This window comes from Mesorhizobium australicum (genome assembly GCF_900177325.1).
In the GTDB taxonomy this organism is placed as follows: Bacteria; Pseudomonadota; Alphaproteobacteria; order Rhizobiales; family Rhizobiaceae; genus Mesorhizobium_A; species Mesorhizobium_A australicum_A.
Genome location: NZ_FXBL01000004.1, coordinates 5,096,387 through 5,113,606 on the forward strand (window position 1 = coordinate 5,096,387; position 17,220 = coordinate 5,113,606).

General features: G+C 66.4%; 24 protein-coding genes. 10 read left to right on the top strand and 14 right to left on the bottom strand.

The genetic code is table 11. The features are described from left to right. Positions 1-8 precede the first annotated feature (8 nt). From modA to B9Z03_RS27540, 5 genes are all read right to left on the bottom strand, one after another. A complete protein-coding gene (gene modA / locus B9Z03_RS27525; protein WP_085467159.1) occupies positions 9-797 on the bottom strand; it encodes a molybdate ABC transporter substrate-binding protein in 789 nt (262 codons plus the stop codon). A 118-nt stretch (positions 798-915) separates the two neighbouring features. After that, the gene (locus B9Z03_RS27530) at positions 916-1,617 is read right to left on the bottom strand and encodes a helix-turn-helix transcriptional regulator (RefSeq protein ID WP_085467160.1); all 702 of its coding nucleotides are present in this window, start codon (positions 1,615-1,617) and stop codon (positions 916-918) included. After that, complete coding sequence (locus B9Z03_RS27535; RefSeq protein WP_085467896.1) at positions 1,617-1,988, bottom strand: VOC family protein; 372 nt, start codon at positions 1,986-1,988, stop codon at positions 1,617-1,619. The genes B9Z03_RS27530 and B9Z03_RS27535 overlap by 1 nt, the downstream gene beginning before the upstream one ends. A gap of 92 nt (positions 1,989-2,080) precedes the next feature. Then, the gene (locus B9Z03_RS29970; protein WP_176247661.1) at positions 2,081-2,251 is read right to left on the bottom strand and encodes a hypothetical protein; all 171 of its coding nucleotides are present in this window, start codon (positions 2,249-2,251) and stop codon (positions 2,081-2,083) included. Between the two features lie 82 nt (positions 2,252-2,333). Continuing rightward, positions 2,334-3,125 carry an SDR family NAD(P)-dependent oxidoreductase gene (locus B9Z03_RS27540; RefSeq protein ID WP_085467161.1) on the bottom strand — a complete coding sequence of 264 codons (792 nt, stop codon included), beginning with the start codon at positions 3,123-3,125 and terminating at the stop codon, positions 2,334-2,336. 130 nt (positions 3,126-3,255) lie between these two features. Between B9Z03_RS27540 and B9Z03_RS27545 the strand changes: the two genes are divergently transcribed. The 4 genes from B9Z03_RS27545 to B9Z03_RS27560 all read left to right on the top strand — a co-directional run bounded on the left by B9Z03_RS27545 (position 3,256) and on the right by B9Z03_RS27560 (position 6,759). Beyond that, positions 3,256-4,581, top strand: a complete 1,326-nt coding sequence (locus B9Z03_RS27545) for a hypothetical protein (RefSeq protein ID WP_085467162.1) — start codon at positions 3,256-3,258, stop codon at positions 4,579-4,581. Further along, on the top strand, positions 4,578-5,420 hold the full coding sequence (locus B9Z03_RS27550; protein ID WP_085467163.1) for a COG3904 family protein: 843 nt from the start codon (positions 4,578-4,580) through the stop codon (positions 5,418-5,420). Before B9Z03_RS27545 ends, B9Z03_RS27550 begins: the two co-directional genes overlap by 4 nt. 14 nt (positions 5,421-5,434) lie before the next feature. After that, a complete protein-coding gene (locus B9Z03_RS27555; RefSeq protein ID WP_085467164.1) occupies positions 5,435-5,809 on the top strand; it encodes a hypothetical protein in 375 nt (124 codons plus the stop codon). A gap of 254 nt (positions 5,810-6,063) precedes the next feature. Continuing rightward, the gene (locus tag B9Z03_RS27560; protein WP_085467165.1) at positions 6,064-6,759 is read left to right on the top strand and encodes a VIT1/CCC1 transporter family protein; all 696 of its coding nucleotides are present in this window, start codon (positions 6,064-6,066) and stop codon (positions 6,757-6,759) included. A 3-nt stretch (positions 6,760-6,762) separates the two neighbouring features. On the opposite strand, the gene B9Z03_RS27565 is transcribed toward B9Z03_RS27560, so the two are convergent. Then, positions 6,763-8,661, bottom strand: a complete 1,899-nt coding sequence (locus tag B9Z03_RS27565; protein ID WP_085467166.1) for a propionyl-CoA synthetase — start codon at positions 8,659-8,661, stop codon at positions 6,763-6,765. A gap of 128 nt (positions 8,662-8,789) precedes the next feature. Here B9Z03_RS27565 and B9Z03_RS29630 point away from each other — a divergent pair, with 128 nt between their 5' ends. The 3 genes from B9Z03_RS29630 to B9Z03_RS27575 all read left to right on the top strand — a co-directional run bounded on the left by B9Z03_RS29630 (position 8,790) and on the right by B9Z03_RS27575 (position 9,742). Then, on the top strand, positions 8,790-8,954 hold the full coding sequence (locus B9Z03_RS29630) for a hypothetical protein (protein ID WP_176247662.1): 165 nt from the start codon (positions 8,790-8,792) through the stop codon (positions 8,952-8,954). A gap of 153 nt (positions 8,955-9,107) precedes the next feature. Continuing rightward, a complete protein-coding gene (locus tag B9Z03_RS27570) occupies positions 9,108-9,350 on the top strand; it encodes a type II toxin-antitoxin system VapB family antitoxin (protein WP_085467167.1) in 243 nt (80 codons plus the stop codon). Then, entirely contained in the window at positions 9,347-9,742 is a 396-nt protein-coding gene (locus tag B9Z03_RS27575) for a type II toxin-antitoxin system VapC family toxin (protein ID WP_244561863.1), read from the top strand. The genes B9Z03_RS27570 and B9Z03_RS27575 overlap by 4 nt, the downstream gene beginning before the upstream one ends. Before the next feature lie 9 nt (positions 9,743-9,751). On the opposite strand, the gene B9Z03_RS27580 is transcribed toward B9Z03_RS27575, so the two are convergent. The 3 genes from B9Z03_RS27580 to B9Z03_RS27590 form a co-directional block, all read right to left on the bottom strand. Continuing rightward, entirely contained in the window at positions 9,752-10,471 is a 720-nt protein-coding gene (locus B9Z03_RS27580) for an SGNH/GDSL hydrolase family protein (RefSeq protein WP_085467168.1), read from the bottom strand. A 58-nt stretch (positions 10,472-10,529) separates the two neighbouring features. Then, complete coding sequence (locus B9Z03_RS27585) at positions 10,530-10,994, bottom strand: lasso peptide biosynthesis protein (RefSeq protein ID WP_085467169.1); 465 nt, start codon at positions 10,992-10,994, stop codon at positions 10,530-10,532. A gap of 62 nt (positions 10,995-11,056) precedes the next feature. Continuing rightward, positions 11,057-11,950, bottom strand: coding sequence for a dihydrodipicolinate synthase family protein (locus tag B9Z03_RS27590; protein ID WP_085467170.1), 894 nt, complete (start codon positions 11,948-11,950; stop codon positions 11,057-11,059). A 109-nt stretch (positions 11,951-12,059) separates the two neighbouring features. Here B9Z03_RS27590 and B9Z03_RS27595 point away from each other — a divergent pair, with 109 nt between their 5' ends. Beyond that, positions 12,060-12,704 carry a GntR family transcriptional regulator gene (locus tag B9Z03_RS27595; protein WP_244561864.1) on the top strand — a complete coding sequence of 215 codons (645 nt, stop codon included), beginning with the start codon at positions 12,060-12,062 and terminating at the stop codon, positions 12,702-12,704. A gap of 16 nt (positions 12,705-12,720) precedes the next feature. Here B9Z03_RS27595 and B9Z03_RS27600 read toward each other — a convergent pair whose 3' ends face one another. Further along, positions 12,721-13,122, bottom strand: coding sequence for a hypothetical protein (locus B9Z03_RS27600; RefSeq protein ID WP_139832413.1), 402 nt, complete (start codon positions 13,120-13,122; stop codon positions 12,721-12,723). Positions 13,123-13,243: 121 nt separating this feature from the next. Further along, the gene (locus B9Z03_RS27605) at positions 13,244-13,615 is read right to left on the bottom strand and encodes a winged helix-turn-helix transcriptional regulator (RefSeq protein ID WP_085467172.1); all 372 of its coding nucleotides are present in this window, start codon (positions 13,613-13,615) and stop codon (positions 13,244-13,246) included. A 79-nt stretch (positions 13,616-13,694) separates the two neighbouring features. On the opposite strand from B9Z03_RS27605, the gene B9Z03_RS27610 reads away from it, so the two are divergent. After that, entirely contained in the window at positions 13,695-14,024 is a 330-nt protein-coding gene (locus tag B9Z03_RS27610; RefSeq protein ID WP_085467173.1) for a nuclear transport factor 2 family protein, read from the top strand. Continuing rightward, a complete protein-coding gene (locus tag B9Z03_RS27615) occupies positions 14,021-14,824 on the top strand; it encodes an SDR family oxidoreductase (protein ID WP_085467174.1) in 804 nt (267 codons plus the stop codon). Before B9Z03_RS27610 ends, B9Z03_RS27615 begins: the two co-directional genes overlap by 4 nt. A gap of 4 nt (positions 14,825-14,828) precedes the next feature. Here B9Z03_RS27615 and B9Z03_RS27620 read toward each other — a convergent pair whose 3' ends face one another. The 3 genes from B9Z03_RS27620 to B9Z03_RS27630 all read right to left on the bottom strand — a co-directional run bounded on the left by B9Z03_RS27620 (position 14,829) and on the right by B9Z03_RS27630 (position 17,141). Next, entirely contained in the window at positions 14,829-15,275 is a 447-nt protein-coding gene (locus B9Z03_RS27620) for a PIN domain-containing protein (protein ID WP_085467175.1), read from the bottom strand. 4 nt (positions 15,276-15,279) lie between these two features. Beyond that, complete coding sequence (locus tag B9Z03_RS27625; RefSeq protein ID WP_085467176.1) at positions 15,280-15,522, bottom strand: type II toxin-antitoxin system Phd/YefM family antitoxin; 243 nt, start codon at positions 15,520-15,522, stop codon at positions 15,280-15,282. Positions 15,523-15,644: 122 nt separating this feature from the next. Continuing rightward, positions 15,645-17,141 carry a CoA-acylating methylmalonate-semialdehyde dehydrogenase gene (locus B9Z03_RS27630; RefSeq protein ID WP_139832414.1) on the bottom strand — a complete coding sequence of 499 codons (1,497 nt, stop codon included), beginning with the start codon at positions 17,139-17,141 and terminating at the stop codon, positions 15,645-15,647. Positions 17,142-17,220 lie beyond the last annotated feature (79 nt).

Here is a 17,220-nt window from a genome sequence, read left to right on the forward strand (position 1 = left end):
GGTCCCCGTCAGTTCGATGCGACGGGGCTCAATACCGTGAAACCCTGCTCCTCGAAAAGCGTCTTCGCCTTGGCGGACTGCATGCACTTCAGGAACGCGGCCGCGTCGGCGTCATTGGACTCGGCGGTGATGGCCGCCGGATAGACGATCGGCGCATGCGATCCCTCGGGGAAGGCGCCGACGATCTTCACCTTCCTGTCGGCGGCGGCGTCGGTCTTGTAGACTATTCCGAGCGGCGCCTCGCCGGTCGAGACCAGCGCGAGTGCGGCGCGCACGTTCTCAGCCTGCGCGACCTTGCCCTCGACCGAGCCCCAGACGCCGAGCTTCTCCAGCGCCGCCTTGCCGTATTTGCCGGCTGGCACCGAGTCCACGTTCGCCATGGCGAGCTTTCCGTCGCCGAGGAGGCCGGCGAGGTCGAAATTCTCCTTGATATCGGTCGCGGCCGTGGAATCCGCCGGGGCGACGAGGACGATGCTGTTACCGAGCAGCTTCACCTCGGTGTCCTTCTTCGTCAGGTTCTTCTCCGACAGATAAGCCATCCAGTCGAGATCGGCAGACACGAAGATATCGGCCGGCGCTCCGCCCTCGATCTGCTTGGCCAATGCCGAACTGGCGGCGTAGGAGATCGTCGCCTCGCCGACATCCGCCTCGCAGGCCGTGTTGACCGCGTCCAGCGCGTTCTTGAGGCTCGCGGCGGCGAACACCGTCACCTTGTCCTGCGCGAACGAAGCCGTCGATGCGAGGACCGAAGCCGCAAGGGCGGCAGCGCCCGCAAGGAAAGAGAGACGCGATACCATTGGATGTTTCCCGTGATCTGCCTGAGCGATATATTCAGTCAAACATAACACTCGGCGCGTGTCCATCACCCAGGGGAGGGATTTTGCGCGAGACCGAGGCGCCTGCGGCGCCTGAAGCTCAGGCGACGCAGGCGTCGGATTCGCGGACTTCCATGCGGCGGTAGAAGTCAGCCAGCGTCTTGCCGCGCTCGTGGCGGAAGGTGCGGCCGGTCGGTGTCACGCCGGCAACGCGGTCGATACGGAAGGCGCGGAAATCGTCGCGAAGCTCGCACCAGGCGACGAGCGTCCACACCCTGCCCCAGAACCAGAGCCCAAGCGGCCGCACGTCGCGCTGGGTCGGGCGTCCCTGCTCGTCGCGATAGTCGAGCGAAAGCACCTGCCGCTCCTCGACCGCGCGCTCGGCGAGGTCGACCGCGGTCCGCACGGCGTTGCTCATCACATAGTCGGGCATGTGGATTTCGGTGCGGCGGATGCGGTCCTTTTCGCCGGCCGGCAGGACAGCGCCGATCTTGATCAGCGATTCCGCCGCAGCCCGCGCCATCGCCGCGCCGCCGAAGGCCTGCACCATCCGTGCGCCGGCCACGAGCGCGACGATCTCGTCGCGGGTGAACATCAGCGGCGGCAGGTCGTAGCCTTCGCGCATGATGTAGCCGACGCCGGCCTCGCCGTCGATCGGCACGCCGGTCGACTGCAGGTCGGCGATGTCGCGATAGATCGTCCGCTCCGACACTTCCAGCCGCTCGCCGAGCATCTGCGCCGTGACCAGGCGGCCACCGCGCAGGTGCTGGACGATCTGGAAAAGGCGGTCCGCGCGTCGCATCAGGCCGAGAACACGCCGATGGAGTTGCCGTCCGGATCCAGGCAATAGGCAAAGCGCCCGGCGGGGATCGAGATCACCGGCGAGACGACCGTGCCGCCATTGGCCGTGACGCGGCCCATCGCCGCCTCGACGTCGTCGACGGCGAGATGGATAGTCGGGCCGGTTCCGGCCGTCGCGGGCTTGCCGGGATAGATGTGGCCGGCGACAGAGCTGTCGCTGGCCGCGGCGAAGCGTGCCATCGGGTTCGGGCCGCCCTCCTCGTCGAAGAGCGGATTGCCGGTGACGGCGGAATAGAATGCCTTGGCCCGCTCCTGGTCAGTGACCGGTATTTCGAACCACACGACGGCGTGCTGGGGAACTTGGGTGCCCATGATGAGATCCTCTCGTTTCGACATCTCACCATCGCACGACCCTCCTGACAACATTTTGTCAGGAGGGTCTCGTCCTCTCCCGACATCTCTTGTCATCGGCGGGTGCGGTGCGGACCGTTCCACAGGTCCGGCCAGCCGACATCCTTGCGCAGATGCGTGGGCAGCGCGCCCAAGATGCGCTCGGTGCGGACGGCGGCGCGGATTTCGCGCCGATGGGCGACGAAACGCGTGAGTGACGAGCGAAAATTGGAAGCGAAGGACATGATTCTCTCCTCTCTCGGTTGGGAGGAGAGAATGACAGGATGCTCCCGACAGCCTTGCGTCAGGAGGCAGGCGGCTTCGCGGTCATTTCTTGTCGGCGACGGGAACCGTATAGTTGAGCGGCAGCCGGCCGCCGTCGGCGTAGATCGTCTGGCCGGTGATGTAGGACGCGTCGTCCGACGCGAGGAATGCGGCGATTGCGGCGATCTCCGACGGCTGGCCGACGCGGCCGAGCGGCGTGCGCGACAGGATGCGGTTCTTCGCGGCCGGATCGGCGTTCACCGAGGCGAGCATCTCGGTCATGATCGAGCCCGGGCCGATCGCGTTGACGCGGATGCCGTAGGGCGCAAGCGACAGCGCCATCACCCGCGTGAGCTGGTTCACCCCGCCCTTGGAGACCGAATAGGGAACCTGGTCGGCGATGGCCACCACGGAGTTGATCGACGACATGTTGACGATCGCGCCGGGCGCTCCGCCGGCCTTGACCTTGTCGACCATTACTCGCGCCACCGCCTGGCCGACGAGGAAGGCGCCCTTGAGATTGACGCGCAGGACGCGGTCGAAATCCTCCTCCCTCAGATCGAGAAAACCAGCGCCGTGGACGATGCCGGCATTGTTGACCAGCACGTCAATGTCGCCATAGGCCTCGAGCGTCGCGGCGACGAGATTGTGCGCGTCGAGCCGGTTACCGACATCGGCACGGATGAAGCGGACCTCGCCGAGTTTTCCGAGATCCTGCGCCGCCTTCTCGCCCTTCTCGGCATCTATGTCGGCGATCACCACGCTCGCCTTGCCGCGCAGGAAGCGCTCCGCGATGGCATAACCTATGCCGCCGGCAGCACCGGTGATGATGGCGATCTTGCGTTCAAGCGACATGAAGGGCTCCGGATCGGGATGTGGGCAGGTTATAGACCCTGCCCGGATGGGGAGCCAGCGTTTGGACTAGCCGTCCGGCCTTCAATTCGTCCAACTTGTCACCGCTCTCTGAACGAAACGGGATCGAGTCATGACCAACGCCGCCAACGCACGCACGCTGCGCAACCACGTCGCCTCTCTGGAGACGATGACGCGCCTGGTGCTGGCAACGCTGGCGCTGGCGTCCGGTGTCTACACTTATCTCGGCGTGCGCTCGCTGCTCGACGGGTCGGCGACGATGGTGTTCTTCGCAGCGGTCATCTACTCCGTCTCCGTGTCGGTCGGGATGTACGGGTTCTGGACCTACATGATCCGCTTCCTGCCGGAGCTTCGCGAAGGCGCGTCTCGGCTCTCGATGCTCGCGATGATGGCGCTCGGTTCGCTGATGATCATCGCGATGTCCTCTTGGCTCAACGCCGCCGCACTTGCCGGTTCCGCGGCGGTCGAGCAGCACCTCGCGGTGACGCTGCAGGGCTATACCGAAGACCTCGACCAGGCGAACTCCAACGCGATCGGCGCGTTGTCGCTCGTCCCCGACATCCAGCGGGCAGCGGAGCGCTTCAACCGGCTGGCCGAGGATGAGCGCACCTCCGGCGCGCTGACCGGCACCACGGGCTCGGGCAGCGTCGTGCAGCTCTTGAGCCAGATGTCGGCGCAGATGCGCGAGCTGGAGGCAACGATCTCGGCCTCACGCGAGAGCGTGCAGACCCTGTTCGAGCAGGGTCAGGCGCATCTGGCGACGATGCGTGGCCTCGTCTCGGCCCCCGGCGCGATCGCCGAACGGTCGGACGACTTCGCCAAGGAGTCGGTGGCGCTGGCCGGTGTCATCGCATCGCTCGAACGGACGTCGATCGCGCCATCGGTGGCGCGAGCGGCCGCCGATCTTTCGGCCGGCTTCATCGCGCCGGTGGCGGACGGGTCGACGACCGACCTTGCCGGACGGCAGGACGCGGTGATCGCGACCGTGCGCGCCTCGGTGGCGCAGCAGTCGACGGCGCTGGCGGCGGCCGCGGAAGAGATCATGGCGCAGCCGAAGGTCGAGGAACGCCGCTACGTGCCACTCACTTCGGCCGAGGCGGTGATCCGCTACTGGGACCAGTTCATCCCGAGTTGGGCGGGCGCGATCTCGATCGACCTCCTGCCGGCAGCACTCGTTGGCATAATGGCGGTCGTCTATAGCGCCATCCGGCGCAGCGAGGAGACGATGACCGACGTGGACCGGCTGTCGGCCGGAGACGTGCTGAGGGCGCTGGAAATCCAGGATTCATTGCTGGCCAAGGCGCGGGCCAGGGCGGAGTTGGCCGCAAGCGACGCGGCTGCCAGGACCGAGCCTGCGCCAGAGCAGGAGGCGAGGCCGGCGCCACCCGAAAACGTGACGCCGCTGACCCTTAACGAAAGGAAGCGCAGCGAGACATGAACGGTGATCCGGCAACCTCCGTGACGATCAGGCAAAAGGTCGGCGGCCTTGTCTGGCGCTATCTCTCGCGCTTCGACGAGGGCGAGGTGATCCGCTGGGCGTTCCGCGGCATGCTGATCGGCACGATCGGTGTGCTGGCGCTGGACCTGTCCGAGCTGGTCGAGCGCAATGGCGGGCTGTTCCCGCCGCAGGCGATCGCGCCGTCGCCCGACCAGCCGATCCTGCCGCCGGCGGTAGAGACATCCGACCCGGCCGAAACGGGCGTCGATCCCCGACAGTTTCTCACTGTGGACGAGGATCGGCTGAAGGGCGCGATGCGCTTCACGCTCGGCGCCGGAGGGGTGCTTGCGGCGGAGGGAACGATCGATCCGGGCGCAGCCACTCGATTCGCAGAGGAGATCGCGGCGCGGGGCGAATATGTGACGACGGTGGCACTCAACTCGCCGGGCGGCTCACTCGACGACGCGATGGCGATGGCGCGGCTGATCCGCGACAAGGAGCTCGGCACCGAAGTGGCCGACGGCGCGCTCTGCGCCTCGTCCTGCCCGCTGGTCTTCGCCGGCGGTGCGACGCGGCGGGCGGGCGAGAAGGCGGCCATCGGCGTCCATCAGTTCTATTCAGCCGGCTCGACCGAGGGACTGGCCCCGGCGCAGGCAATGTCGGATGCGCAGGCGACGACGGCGCGGATCACGCGGTTGCTCGCCGAACTCGACGTCGACCCGGCGATGTGGCTGCACGCGCTCGATACGCCGCCGCGCCAGCTCTACTATTTCTCGCGCGAGGAACTCGAAAGTTACCGGATCGTCACGGGGTCGGCCCCGGTGGCGGCAAGGAAGTAGGGGATCGGACCGACGTGGCGCGCTTCAACATACTATGGCGCATCGTCGTCGAGGCGGTGGACGTCGAAGAGGCGCAGGCGACCGCCGACGAGGTCGCCCGTCTCGCCGGGATCGAAGGGATGCAGCCCGTCGCGCGCTACGAGGAGCCGCCGCAGTGGATGACGGACGTCGTCATGAGCGAGGAGGCGGAGGAGACGGCGTGCCTGTTCGGCAAATGCCTCGCCCGCGCCGGTCGCCTTGGCAACGAATGGCTGGCCGCGGCTCTGTCCGACCTCGCCGAGGGCGGTGAATGCTATGCCACCTTCAACGCCAGCGAGCGCAACCGGCCGAAGGTGGCCGGCCTCAAGTGGGCGCTCGTCGAGGTCTGGGCCGCCAGTCATGACATGTGAGACGATCCGGAGCCAGCCGTTTCGGTAGCACGGGACGACACGCGGCAATTTCCGTCACACGGCGCGACGGGCGGCGCCAGGGCCAGTGCGGACTCGCGTCAGGCGAAGGCCGGCGCCGGGCGCTGCTGGGATCGTGGTGACATGACGGGGTTTGGAGCCGGAGCAATGGCGGGCGTGCAGCCTTGCGTCAGATCAAGTTGGGCGCAGCTGTTTGTGATATCGTTCCGGCAAACAATCCGCCAGGACAATCCATCATGAGCCGACTGCACGCCGAAAACCATCTCGTCTCGCGGATCGGATGGCTGCGGGCCGCCGTGCTGGGCGCTAATGACGGCATCGTCTCGACCGCGAGCCTCATCGTCGGCGTCGCGTCTGCCTCCGCCAGCACGTCCGAGGTGCTGGTGGCGGGCGTCGCAGGTCTGGTGGCGGGCGCCATGTCGATGGCGGCCGGGGAATATGTGTCGGTCAGCTCGCAGTCGGATACGGAGCGGGCCGATCTCGATCGCGAGAGGGCGGAACTCAAGACACAACCGGAGTTCGAACGGCAGGAGCTCGCGGACATCTACGTCAAGCGTGGGGTCGCACCGGAGCTCGCGCTACAAGTGGCGGACCAGCTCACGGCCAGGGACGCACTCGGCGCCCATGCCCATGACGAGCTCGGCATTTCAGATATGACGACGGCGCGGCCGATCCAGGCGGCGCTGACCTCGGCCGCGACCTTCGCGGTCGGAGCGGCGCTGCCGCTGCTCATGGTCGTCGTCGCGCCGGCTTCGCTGCTGGTCGCGACGGTGTCCGGGGCATCACTGCTCTTCCTCGCGCTTCTCGGTGCGCTCGGGGCTAGGGCTGGCGGCGCGGACGTGCTGCGCGCCACCGTCCGCGTCACCTTCTGGGGTGCCTTCGCGATGGCGCTGACCGCCGGCATCGGCGCGGTGGTAGGTACGGCGGTCTGACGCCTACAGGATAGTCTTGCCCTTCAGCGCTTCGCCGATCTCGCTCAGAATGGCCGGGTCGTCGATGGTGGCCGGCATGTTCCAGCTTTCGCCGTCGGCGATCTTCTGCATCGTGCCGCGCAGGATCTTGCCGGAGCGCGTCTTGGGCAGGCGCTTCACCGACACGGCGGTGCGGAAGGCCGCGACCGGGCCGATGCGGTCGCGCACCAGGGCCACGATCTCCTTTTCGATCTCGTGCGGATCGCGCTTCACGCCGGCCGAGAGCACCACGAAGCCGAGCGGCAGCTGGCCCTTCATCTCGTCGGCGACGCCGATGACGGCGCATTCGGCGACATCGGGATGCGAGGCCACCACCTCCTCCATCGCGCCGGTCGACAGACGATGGCCGGCGACGTTGATGATGTCGTCGGTGCGGGCCATGATGAACAGGTAGCCGTCCGCGTCGAGATAGCCGGCGTCGGCGGTCTTGTAGTAGCCCGGGAACTCCGCGAGATAGGCGTTGAAGAAGCGCTCGTCCGCATTCCACAGCGTCGGCAGGCAGCCCGGAGGCAGCGGCAGCTTGACCAGCACGTTGCCGAGCGTGCCCGCCGGAACGGCGTGGCCGGCATCGTCCAGCACCTCCATCTTGTAGCCCGGCATCGCCACGCCCGGCGAACCGAGCTTGACCGGCAGCATGCCGAGCCCGACCGGGTTCTGGCTGATCGGCGAGCCGGTCTCGGTCTGCCACCAGTGGTCGATGACCGGGACGCCGAGATGTGTCTGCGCCCATTCGATCGTCGGCGGATCGCCGCGCTCGCCAGCGAGAAAGAGGGTGCGGAACTTCGACAGGTCATACTTGCCGATGAACTCGCCGTTCGGGTCCTGGCCCTTGATGGCGCGGAAGGCGGTGGGCGCCGTGAACAGCGAGACGACGCCGTGCTCCGCAATCACCCGCCAGAAGGTGCCGGCGTCGGGTGTGCCGACCGGCTTGCCCTCGAACAAGATGGTTGTGCAGCCGTGCAGCAGCGGCGCGTAGACGATGTAGGAGTGGCCGACGACCCAGCCGACATCGGAGGCCGCCCAGAACACCTCGCCCGGCTTGACGCCGAACTCGTTCCACATCGACCATTCGAGCGCGACCATGTGGCCACCGGTGTCGCGCACCACCCCCTTGGGCTGGCCGGTCGTGCCGGAGGTGTAGAGAATGTAGAGCGGGTCGGTGGCGAGCATTGGCTCGCAGGGCACGGCGCGGCCGCGGGCGGCAGCAACGAGCGTGGCATAGTCGAAGTCGCGGCCTTCGGTCATCGCGGCGGCGAGCTGCGGCCGCTGCAGGACGAGGCAGAAGTCCGGCTTGTGCGCCGCCATGTCGATCGCGCCGTCGAGCAGCGGCTTGTAGGCGACGGTGCGGCCGGGCTCGAGGCCGCAGGAGGCGGCGATGATGGCCTTCGGCGTGCAGTCGTCGATGCGGGTGGCGAGCTCCTTGGCCGCGAAGCCGCCGAACACCACCGAGTGGATCGCGCCAAGCCGGGCACAGGCGAGCATGGCGAAGGCGGCTTCCGGCACCATCGGCATGTAGATGATGACGCGATCGCCCTTGCCGATGCCGTTGTCCTTCAGCACCGCCGCAAGCGCCGTGACCTCGGTCAGAAGTTCGGCATAGGTGAAGGAGGCCGTGGTGCCGGTAATGGCGCTGTCATGGACGAGCGCGAGCTGATCGGCGCGGCCGGAGGCGACATGCCGGTCGACGGCGTTGTGGCACATGTTGCCGACCGCATCCGGGAACCAGCGGCCGTAGACGCCGGCCTTCGGATCGAAGATGCGCTTCGGCGGCGAGACCCAGTCGATGGCCGTTGCAGCCTCGGCCCAGAATCCTTCCGGATCCTTCTCCCAGCGCGCATAGACCTCGCGATATGTCGACGCCATCAATGCCTCCCTCAGATGCGTGGCAGCGTTCTAGACCCTCGAAGCGCGGCTCGTCCACCTGACCATCGTCTAGACTCGGGCGTTCGGAGCTGTTCAAAAGGAGCAAATCGCCGCACAACGGTTTCGCATTGTCCAAAGTCCTCGCCCTTCTGATCCTTGCCATGATGGCGCTGCACCTCGTCCGCCCGCTCGGACTGCCGGGGCTGAAGCAGCGGCGCGACGTGTGGAAGATCGCCGTCGCCGCGCTGGTGGCGATCGGGGCGACGGTGCTGCTGAGCCATACGGGGCAGTGAGGGTGTGGGCAGTGGCGACATATGGCCAGCGCCTGTAACCCGGTCCGGGCTGACATTCGTGTTTTCGATCGGGAAACCGGCGCCAAATCCGTCCGCGCTATCCTTGTCATGACAAATGCGATATTCTGTCATGACAGATCAAAAGGACAACGCATGAACCTTCAGATCCGTGACAAGCGCGCCCACGAACTCGCCAGGCGTCTCGCCGAGCGGGACAAGACGACCATGACCGAAGCGGTGATCTCGGCACTGGAGAACGAGCTTGGGCGGAAGGCGGAGGAACCTTCGTTTCAGGAGCAGGTCGCACTGATTGTCGACGAGCTTCACCGACTCTCACCGGGCCGCGGCCGTGACATGACCAAGGACGAGATCGACGAGATGTGGGGCCATGAATGATCTTCCTCGACACGTCGGTGCTCGTCGCCATCGTCGCCCGGGAGGAAGATCATCATGAGTGGATCGACCGGATAGGCGCATACGGGGCAGGCGTGACGTCGCCCCTTGTCATCCTGGAAGCCACGATGCGACTGACCACGCTTCTGGCCACGGAGCCGCGGGATGTCGAGGCAACCATCGCGTCGCTGCTCGCGGTGTTCAAGGTCCAGGTGCTGCCGATCGAGGCGGAGGACACCAGTCTCGCAATCGGTGCCTTCGCTCATTACGGCAAGGGAAGGCGCCCCCCCGCGCGGCTGAACCTTGCCGACTGTCTGTCCTATGCCTGCGCGAAGCGGCGAGGGTTGAAGCTGCTCTACAAGGGCGGCGACTTCGCGCTGACCGATCTCGCCTGAGCGGCGGCCTCACCCCTCTCCAAGCACCATCGGCAGCAGATGCTCAGCCCAGGCGGCATAGCCGGCAGCGGAGGCATGGAAGCCGTCGGTAGAGAAGCCGGCGGCGGGGTCGAGGATCGGCAGGCGGGTCGCCGGGATCGCGCCGCGCTCGTAGCACAACGCCTCGCCTTTGGCATTGATGACGCCGGCGCGGATTTCGAGGATCTTTCCGAGCAGCAGCGGCAGCGCCGGCACGCGCGTCATCTCAACCACCGGCGACCAGATCACGCGGGCCTCGGGCCACTTGGCGCGCAACGCGTAGAGCAGACCGCCGAACTCGCGCTTGAAGCGCGGCGCGGAATGGAAATTCTTCGCGTCGTTGGTGCCAATGGAGAGCACGATATGGGTCCACGGCTCCGGCGCGAGATTGGGCAGGACATGGTCGCGGATCTGGCCGGACGTCGCCGAATTGAAACCCGCCGCGCGCCAGACGACGGCGCGGCCGGTGCGCGCGGAGAGCAGGCGGGCGAGCTCGGCGGCGATGCCCTGCTCCGAACTTTCGATGCCGACCGAGGCGGCGGAGGAATCGCCGAGCACCAGGAGCCGGATCTCCGGCTCGGCGCCGTCGATGCGATGACGCACCGGCCCGGACGCCGGCAGCATGCGCGGCGTGCGGCGGCGCACGCCCAAGCCCTGCCAGACATAGACAGGAAAGGCGAGCCAGGAGAGGAGCGCGGCGAAGCGGGACATCACAGTCCGGATAATGCGACGGCGGCCGGGATGGAAGGAGATTCCGGCAGGCTGCGCCTCAGGAGCGGCCTTTCGCCGAGGCAAGCGCCAGCCAGAGCGGCCAGATCTCGTCAACGAGACGATGCCGCCGGGCAATCGCCTCGGGCGCGGCGGTATCCCTTCCCCCGCCGCGATAACGCCGTTCCGGATGCGGAACGATGACGACCGGTGGAGCGCCGAACTGGTCGGCGGTGATGTCGATGATCCGGCCTTCGGCCTCGACCCAGCTGTGCGCCCGCCACGACGCGCCGTCGAAGAAGCCCAGCTCCAGGCCGTCCTGCGGCACGCCGCGGCAGACGCTGGCATCGATGCCGCCGTCGCGCAGCGCCCGTTCGAGAAAGAGGCTGGAGCGGCCGCAGGTGTTCAGCGAAGGGATCGGCGGCACCGTGCCGGAGTCCAGCAGGTGCCACCGGCACCAGATGGGCTCCAGGATCGCCCGCGCCATGCGGGCGATACGTTCGATCTCGTTGGGCGTTGACAGCATGTTCGTCGGCGATGACGGCGGGGGCGTCGGGCCTCGCGCCGTTGATCCCGCTCCCAGATCGATCAGAACGACGGGAGCGCCGGGCGCATGGCGAGCGCGTCGGTGATGATCTTCTCCGTGGTGGCGCGGCGCTCGCCCGACAGCGGCAGGCGTGGCATGCGCACACGGTCGTTGGTGCCGATGGCGTGAACTTCCGCCAGCTTGATGTTCTGGACGAGATAGGTCGAGACGTCGAGGTCGAGCAGCGGGCGGAACCAGCGGTAGATCGACAACGCCTCTTCGCGGCGGCCCTGCTTCATCAGCTGGTAGATTGCGACCGTCTCGCGCGGGAAGGCGGTGACGAGACCCGCCACCCAGCCGATGGCGCCGACCGACAGCGCCTCGAAGGCGAGGTTGTCGACGCCGGTGAACAGGTCGAACCGATCGCCGAAGGCATTGATGATGTCGGTCGAGCGGCGGATGTCGTCGGAGCTTTCCTTGACCGCAACGAAACGGGCGTCGGCGGCGAGCTCTTCCATGATGGGAAGAGTCACGTCGACACGGTAGGCAAGCCGGTTGGAATAGATCATCACCGGCAGGTCGCCGGCAGCCGCCACCGCCTTGAGCGCGGCGACCGTTTCTTCCGGATTGGTGTGGTAGATCGGCGACGGCACGACCATCAGCCCGTCGGCGCCCGCCTGCGCCGCGCGCCTGGCGAGCGAAGCCGCCTCACGGGTGCCGGCCTCGTTGACGGTGAGCAGGACCGGCTTTTTGCCGGCTATCTTTCGCGCTGTCGCAAAGACTTCAAGCTTCTCGTCATGGCTGAGCATCGGGCCCTCGCCGAGCGAGCCGCAGACGATGATGCCGTCGCAGCCGGCATCCATCTGCAGGCCGAAGCAGCGCTCCATCTCGGCATGATCGAGACGGTCGTCAGGGGTGAACTTGGTCGTGACAGCTGGGAAAACGCCGGCCCACATGATTGATCTCCTTGTGATATATTACTGATATATGAGATTGGGCAGCAGGTTGTCAATCGCTTTCCGAAGCTGATATATCAAGAATATATCTAACGGAGTCCGCAGATATATGGCCGACGTGATGCAGGAGAGCGCGACGAGGCGCGCCTACCGGGCGCTGGAGCGGATGATCGTCACGCTCGAGCTCTCCCCCGGCAGCGTGACCACGGAGGGCGCGCTGATCGAGCGGATCGGGCTCGGCCGCACGCCGGTGCGCGAGGCGATCCAGCGGCTGGCCTGGGAAGGATTGCTGGAGGTTCGCGCCCGGGCCGGGCTGGCGGTCACGCCGCTGCACGCGTCAGACTGGGTGAAAATCATCGATGCTCGCCGTGGCGTCGAGGCGGTGCTGGCGCGCGCCGCCGCGCGGCACGCGACGCGTGAGACGGCGCAGCGCTTCCACGACGCGCTGCTGGCTATGCGCAAGGCCGTGGTGGCCGGCAACGTGCTGGCCTTCCTCCAGGCGGACAAGGCGCTGGACGAGGCAATGGCAGATGCCTCCGACAATCCCTATGCCGCAATGGTCGCGGAGCCCTTGCAGATCCACAGCCGCCGCTTCTGGTATCGATACCAGGCCGAAAGCGGCCTGTCTGCCGCGGCGGACAGGCACATGACCCTGATCAAGGCGGTTCTCGAAGGCGACGGCGACGAGGCGGCCGCGGAGTCCGACCGGTTGATGGCGCTGCTGCGATCCTATGCGGAAGAGGCCGCGCGATAGCGCGCCCACTTCAGGATCAGGTATCGTCGCCGACCGGGGTGGTGACCGCGGCGTCCCAGCCCTCGCCGCTGGCGAGGATGCAGCTGTTGCCGTCGGTGCCGCTGGCAAGGATGGTGAAGGTGCCGGCGTTGGAGACGAACACTTCTACCACGGCGGTCGGATCGATCATGCCCATGCCGCTCGGCGCCTCTTGGAAGACGGAGCCGAGCTGGGCGACGATCTCGTCGCGAGGCCCGCAATTGGAGATCTCGGCGGACTGGTCCGGCACGGTGGCGTCCGGAACGACCTGGACGGACGGGTCGGACGGCCCTGCCTGGGAGGCGACATACTGCGCCGGGGTCTGCGCCGGGGTCTGCGCCACGGCGGCGAAGCTGCAGGTGAGCGCGAGAGCGCCGATCAAAGGGGCGAGACGGGACATGACCGAACTCCTCATTCGCCGATTTCTGGTTCCGTGAACTCAAGCAGGCGAACGTTTCCACGTTCCATCACGAAAACTTGCAAAGCGTAACGAACGGCGAAGACAAGCCGTCAGGTCGCGATCAGGAATCCCGACGTTCGGCCGCCCATTTCAACAGGGCATCGAGCGCCGGACACAGCGCCTGGCCCCAGTCCGTCAGACAATACTCGACCTTTGGCGGCACCTGATGATGAACGATCCGACGCACGATTCCATCGGTTTCCATCTGCCGCAATTGCTGGATCAGCATCTTCTGCGAAATGGCAGGAATAGCGCGCTCCAGTTCGGAGAAACGCAGAACCTTGCCGCCGAAGAGATGGAACAGGATCACCAGCTTCCAGCGACCTTCGAGTATCCGCAACGCGTTCTCGACGCCGCTGGCGGCGGTCGTCGGCGTGAGCGGCTCATGCTCACTTTCTGGTAAGTAGCCTACTTTTTGGTCGGTTCTTGTCATTTCGAGAGCCTAGCCGCATCTAGGCGGAGAGGCAAGCAGCCGGCGAGTTTCAGAGGCCGGCAGACAAGGAGTAGAGACCATGACCATCGATCTGCCGCGGCCGCTCGAAGATTATTTCGCCGCCAAGAACAGACATGACATCGACACGATGCTCGCGCCATTCGCTGTGGACGCGATCGTTCGGGACGAGAGCCGGACCTACACCGGCCACGCTGCGATCCGGGCGTGGATGGAGGAGACGACCAGGAAATACCGCGTCACCGTCGAGCCGACCGGGGCCCACCTGGACGGACAGAACTGGAAGGTCTCGGCGCTCGTCGCGGGCGATTTTCCAGGCAGCCCGGCGACGCTGCGCTACAGGTTCTCGCTGGCGCATGAGCGCATCGCCGGGCTGGAGATCGGCGCATGACCGCAGCGCCGCATTTTCCGATCCTTGCCGACGAATTCGCCGGCAAGCGCGTGCTGGTGACGGGAGGTACGAAGGGCGCCGGCGCGGCGATCGTGCGACGCTTCTCGGCGGCGGGCGCGCGGATTGCCACCGGCGCGCGCTCGACGCCGCCGGAAGGGGTTTCGCCCGAGATCTTCGTTCAGGCCGACCTGAGCACGATCGACGGTTCCGCGGAGATGGCCGCCACGATCCTGCGCGAGATGGGCGGCGTCGATATCATCGTCCACTGCCTTGGCGGCTCGAAAAGCCCGGGCGGAGGCTTCGCCGCGCTGACGGAGGCTCTCTGGCAGGATGAACTGAACCTCAACCTTTTGACCGCCGTGCGCCTCGATCGCGCGCTTGCACCGGGGATGGCGAAGCGCGGCACCGGCGTCGTGATCCACATCTCGTCGATCCAGCGCAGTCTGCCGCTGCATGAATCGACAACGGCCTATGCCGCGGCCAAGGCGGCGCTGTCCACCTACAGCAAGGCGCTGTCGAAGGAGCTTGGCCCGAGGGGCGTCAGGGTCAACAGCATCGCGCCAGGCTGGATCAACACGACCGCATCCGAAGCCATGGTGGCGCGCCTGGCCGAAAGCGCCGGGACGGACAAGCAGACGGCGCGGCAAGGGATCATGGATGCGCTGGGCGGCATCCCGATCGGTCGTCCGGCATGGCCGGAGGAGGTAGCGGAACTGGTGGCTTTCCTGGCCTCCGACCGCGCCGCGTCGATCCATGGCGCGGAATATGTAATCGACGGCGGCACGGTGCCGACCGTCTAGCCGCTCAGCTGCCGAGAGCGCGGCGCAGCAGCGGGTGTGGCTCGGCGAGGAAGGGGTTGATCACCGTCACGCCACGCCACTCGAAGCCGTGCTGCATGTCTTGGGAGAGCAGGAGGCGACAGCCGGCCGCGTCGGACACGGCGAGGATGATGGCGTCGTAGATTTGCAAGTTATGACTAGCCGACAGTTCGCTCGCTGTCTCAAAATCTTCAATCGTGGTGGCAAGGACATGAAACACCCGTGACCAAGCATGGAGGGTTGCCTGGGCCTCGCGGCGTGAAAAGCCGCCTTTCTTGGTCAGAACGTTGAAGGTCTCGCTCAAGACCTGGATAGGGACGAACTGTTGGGAGTTCCGCGTTCCCTTGATCACCGACAATGCGATCTGCCGCAAGTCCGGACCATTGGCGCCTTCTGCATAGACGAGAACATTCGTATCGAATGTGATCCGCACGGCCTCAGCGCTCGTTGGCCTCGTCTCGTGTCCACTTGCCGATATTTTTCACGGGCTGGCTTTGAAGCCGTTCAACGAGTGCATCAAGCGCTTTCTGCCTCGCGGCCAGATCGTCCGCGTCAGCGGGGGCAAGCGTCGCGATCGTCGTCCCATGGTTGGTTATGACGACGGTATCGCCCTCTTTCACACGCTTAAGCAGCTTGGAGAAGTCCCGGTTGGCCTCGGCGGCTGTGACGATCCTGTTCATGTGCCAAAAAGTAGTGATTTTCACTACTTTGTCAAATCTGCATCCGCGGGCAGACCCTTGGACACGAAAAAGAGGCGGCGCATCGCTGCGCCGCCTCAGTCGGGATCGCCTTTGGGAGGAGATCAATTCATCGTCGGGATGACGAACTCGGCGCCGTCCTTGACGCCGCTCGGCCAGCGCGAGGTGATCGTCTTGGTCTTGGTGTAGAAGCGGAAGGCGTCCGGGCCGTGCTGGTTGAGGTCGCCGAAGGACGAGGCCTTCCAGCCGCCGAAGGTGTAGTAGGCGATCGGCACCGGGATCGGCACGTTGACGCCGACCATGCCGACCTGGACGCGGGAGGCGAAGTCGCGCGCCGCGTCGCCGTCGCGGGTGAAGATCGCGACGCCGTTGCCGTATTCATGGTCGTTGGCGAGCTTGATCGCGTCCTCGTAGCGGTTGGCGCGCACCACCGAGAGCACCGGCCCGAAGATCTCTTCCTTGTAGATCTTCATGTCGGCGGTCACGTGGTCGAACAGGCAGCCGCCCATGTAGTAGCCGTTCTCGTAGCCCTGCATCTTGAAGCCGCGACCGTCGACCAGCAGCTTGGCGCCTTCCTGGACGCCGGCGTCGACATAGCCCTTGACGCGCTCCAGCGCCTGCTTCGTCACCAGCGGGCCGAAATCGGCCGAGCTGTCGGTGGACGGGCCGACCTTGAGGCTCTCGACCCGCGGGATGAGCTTCTCGATCAGGCGGTCGGCGGTCTCCTTGCCGACAGGCACGGCGACCGAGATCGCCATGCAGCGCTCGCCGGCCGAGCCGTAGCCGGCGCCGATGAGGGCGTCGACGGTCTGGTCCATGTCGGCGTCGGGCATGATGATCATGTGGTTCTTGGCGCCGCCGAAGCACTGCGCGCGCTTGCCGTTGGCCGTGGCGCGCGAATAGATGTACTGCGCGATCGGGGTCGAGCCGACGAAGCCGACCGCCTTGATGTCGGGATCGTCGAGGATCGCGTCCACCACTTCCTTGTCGCCGTTGACGACGTTGAGCACGCCTTCCGGCAGGCCGGCCTCGAGGAAGATCTCGGCGATGCGCATCGGCACGCCCGGGTCGCGCTCGGACGGCTTGAGGATGAAGGCGTTTCCGGCGGCGAGCGCCGGACCGATCTTCCACAGCGGGATCATGGCCGGGAAGTTGAACGGGGTGATGCCTGCGACGACGCCGAGCGGCTGGCGCATCGAATAGACGTCGATGCCGGGGCCTGCGCCGTCGGTATATTCGCCCTTCATCAGGTGCGGCGCGCCGATGCAGACCTCGATGACCTCGAGGCCGCGCTGGATGTCGCCCTTGGCGTCGGCGATCGTCTTGCCGTGCTCGCGGGCGAGCAGTTCGGCCAGCGCGTCATTCTCGCGCGCCATCAGTTCGAGGAACTTCATCAGCACGCGCACGCGGCGCTGCGGATTGGTCGCGGCCCAGCCCACCTGGGCTGCCTTGGCGTTTTCGACCGCCTTGCGCAGCTCGGCGGCCGAGCCGAGCGCGACCTGACCGCGCACCGAGCCGTCCATCGGCTGCAGCACGTCCGCGACGCGTCCGCTGGTGGAGGCGACATGCTTGCCGCCGATGAAATGACCGAGGATCGCCACTGTTTCACTCCCTGGAGGATTTTCTGTGGCTGCCATCATCGGCGCAGCGCAGCCGGATTGCAACGCGAGCAAGGTCGAA

What these genes read in the sequence shown, in the direction of transcription:
- B9Z03_RS27545 (WP_085467162.1), top strand. Translation starts at nt 3,256, where the DNA reads ATGACCAACGCCGCCAACGCACGCACGCTGCGCAACCACGTCGCCTCT.
- modA (WP_085467159.1), bottom strand. Translation starts at nt 797, where the DNA reads ATGGTATCGCGTCTCTCTTTCCTTGCGGGCGCTGCCGCCCTTGCGGCT.
- B9Z03_RS27565 (WP_085467166.1), bottom strand. Translation starts at nt 8,661, where the DNA reads ATGGCGTCGACATATCGCGAGGTCTATGCGCGCTGGGAGAAGGATCCG.
- B9Z03_RS27605 (WP_085467172.1), bottom strand. Translation starts at nt 13,615, where the DNA reads ATGACAAGAACCGACCAAAAAGTAGGCTACTTACCAGAAAGTGAGCAT.
- B9Z03_RS27530 (WP_085467160.1), bottom strand. Translation starts at nt 1,617, where the DNA reads ATGCGACGCGCGGACCGCCTTTTCCAGATCGTCCAGCACCTGCGCGGT.
- B9Z03_RS29970 (WP_176247661.1), bottom strand. Translation starts at nt 2,251, where the DNA reads ATGTCCTTCGCTTCCAATTTTCGCTCGTCACTCACGCGTTTCGTCGCC.
- B9Z03_RS27595 (WP_244561864.1), top strand. Translation starts at nt 12,060, where the DNA reads ATGGCCGACGTGATGCAGGAGAGCGCGACGAGGCGCGCCTACCGGGCG.
- B9Z03_RS27540 (WP_085467161.1), bottom strand. Translation starts at nt 3,125, where the DNA reads ATGTCGCTTGAACGCAAGATCGCCATCATCACCGGTGCTGCCGGCGGC.
- B9Z03_RS27585 (WP_085467169.1), bottom strand. Translation starts at nt 10,994, where the DNA reads ATGCTGTCAACGCCCAACGAGATCGAACGTATCGCCCGCATGGCGCGG.
- B9Z03_RS27570 (WP_085467167.1), top strand. Translation starts at nt 9,108, where the DNA reads ATGAACCTTCAGATCCGTGACAAGCGCGCCCACGAACTCGCCAGGCGT.
- B9Z03_RS27615 (WP_085467174.1), top strand. Translation starts at nt 14,021, where the DNA reads ATGACCGCAGCGCCGCATTTTCCGATCCTTGCCGACGAATTCGCCGGC.
- B9Z03_RS27575 (WP_244561863.1), top strand. Translation starts at nt 9,347, where the DNA reads ATGATCTTCCTCGACACGTCGGTGCTCGTCGCCATCGTCGCCCGGGAG.
- B9Z03_RS27600 (WP_139832413.1), bottom strand. Translation starts at nt 13,122, where the DNA reads ATGTCCCGTCTCGCCCCTTTGATCGGCGCTCTCGCGCTCACCTGCAGC.
- B9Z03_RS27610 (WP_085467173.1), top strand. Translation starts at nt 13,695, where the DNA reads ATGACCATCGATCTGCCGCGGCCGCTCGAAGATTATTTCGCCGCCAAG.
- B9Z03_RS27535 (WP_085467896.1), bottom strand. Translation starts at nt 1,988, where the DNA reads ATGGGCACCCAAGTTCCCCAGCACGCCGTCGTGTGGTTCGAAATACCG.
- B9Z03_RS27625 (WP_085467176.1), bottom strand. Translation starts at nt 15,522, where the DNA reads ATGAACAGGATCGTCACAGCCGCCGAGGCCAACCGGGACTTCTCCAAG.
- B9Z03_RS27590 (WP_085467170.1), bottom strand. Translation starts at nt 11,950, where the DNA reads ATGTGGGCCGGCGTTTTCCCAGCTGTCACGACCAAGTTCACCCCTGAC.
- B9Z03_RS27550 (WP_085467163.1), top strand. Translation starts at nt 4,578, where the DNA reads ATGAACGGTGATCCGGCAACCTCCGTGACGATCAGGCAAAAGGTCGGC.
- B9Z03_RS27560 (WP_085467165.1), top strand. Translation starts at nt 6,064, where the DNA reads ATGAGCCGACTGCACGCCGAAAACCATCTCGTCTCGCGGATCGGATGG.
- B9Z03_RS27580 (WP_085467168.1), bottom strand. Translation starts at nt 10,471, where the DNA reads ATGTCCCGCTTCGCCGCGCTCCTCTCCTGGCTCGCCTTTCCTGTCTAT.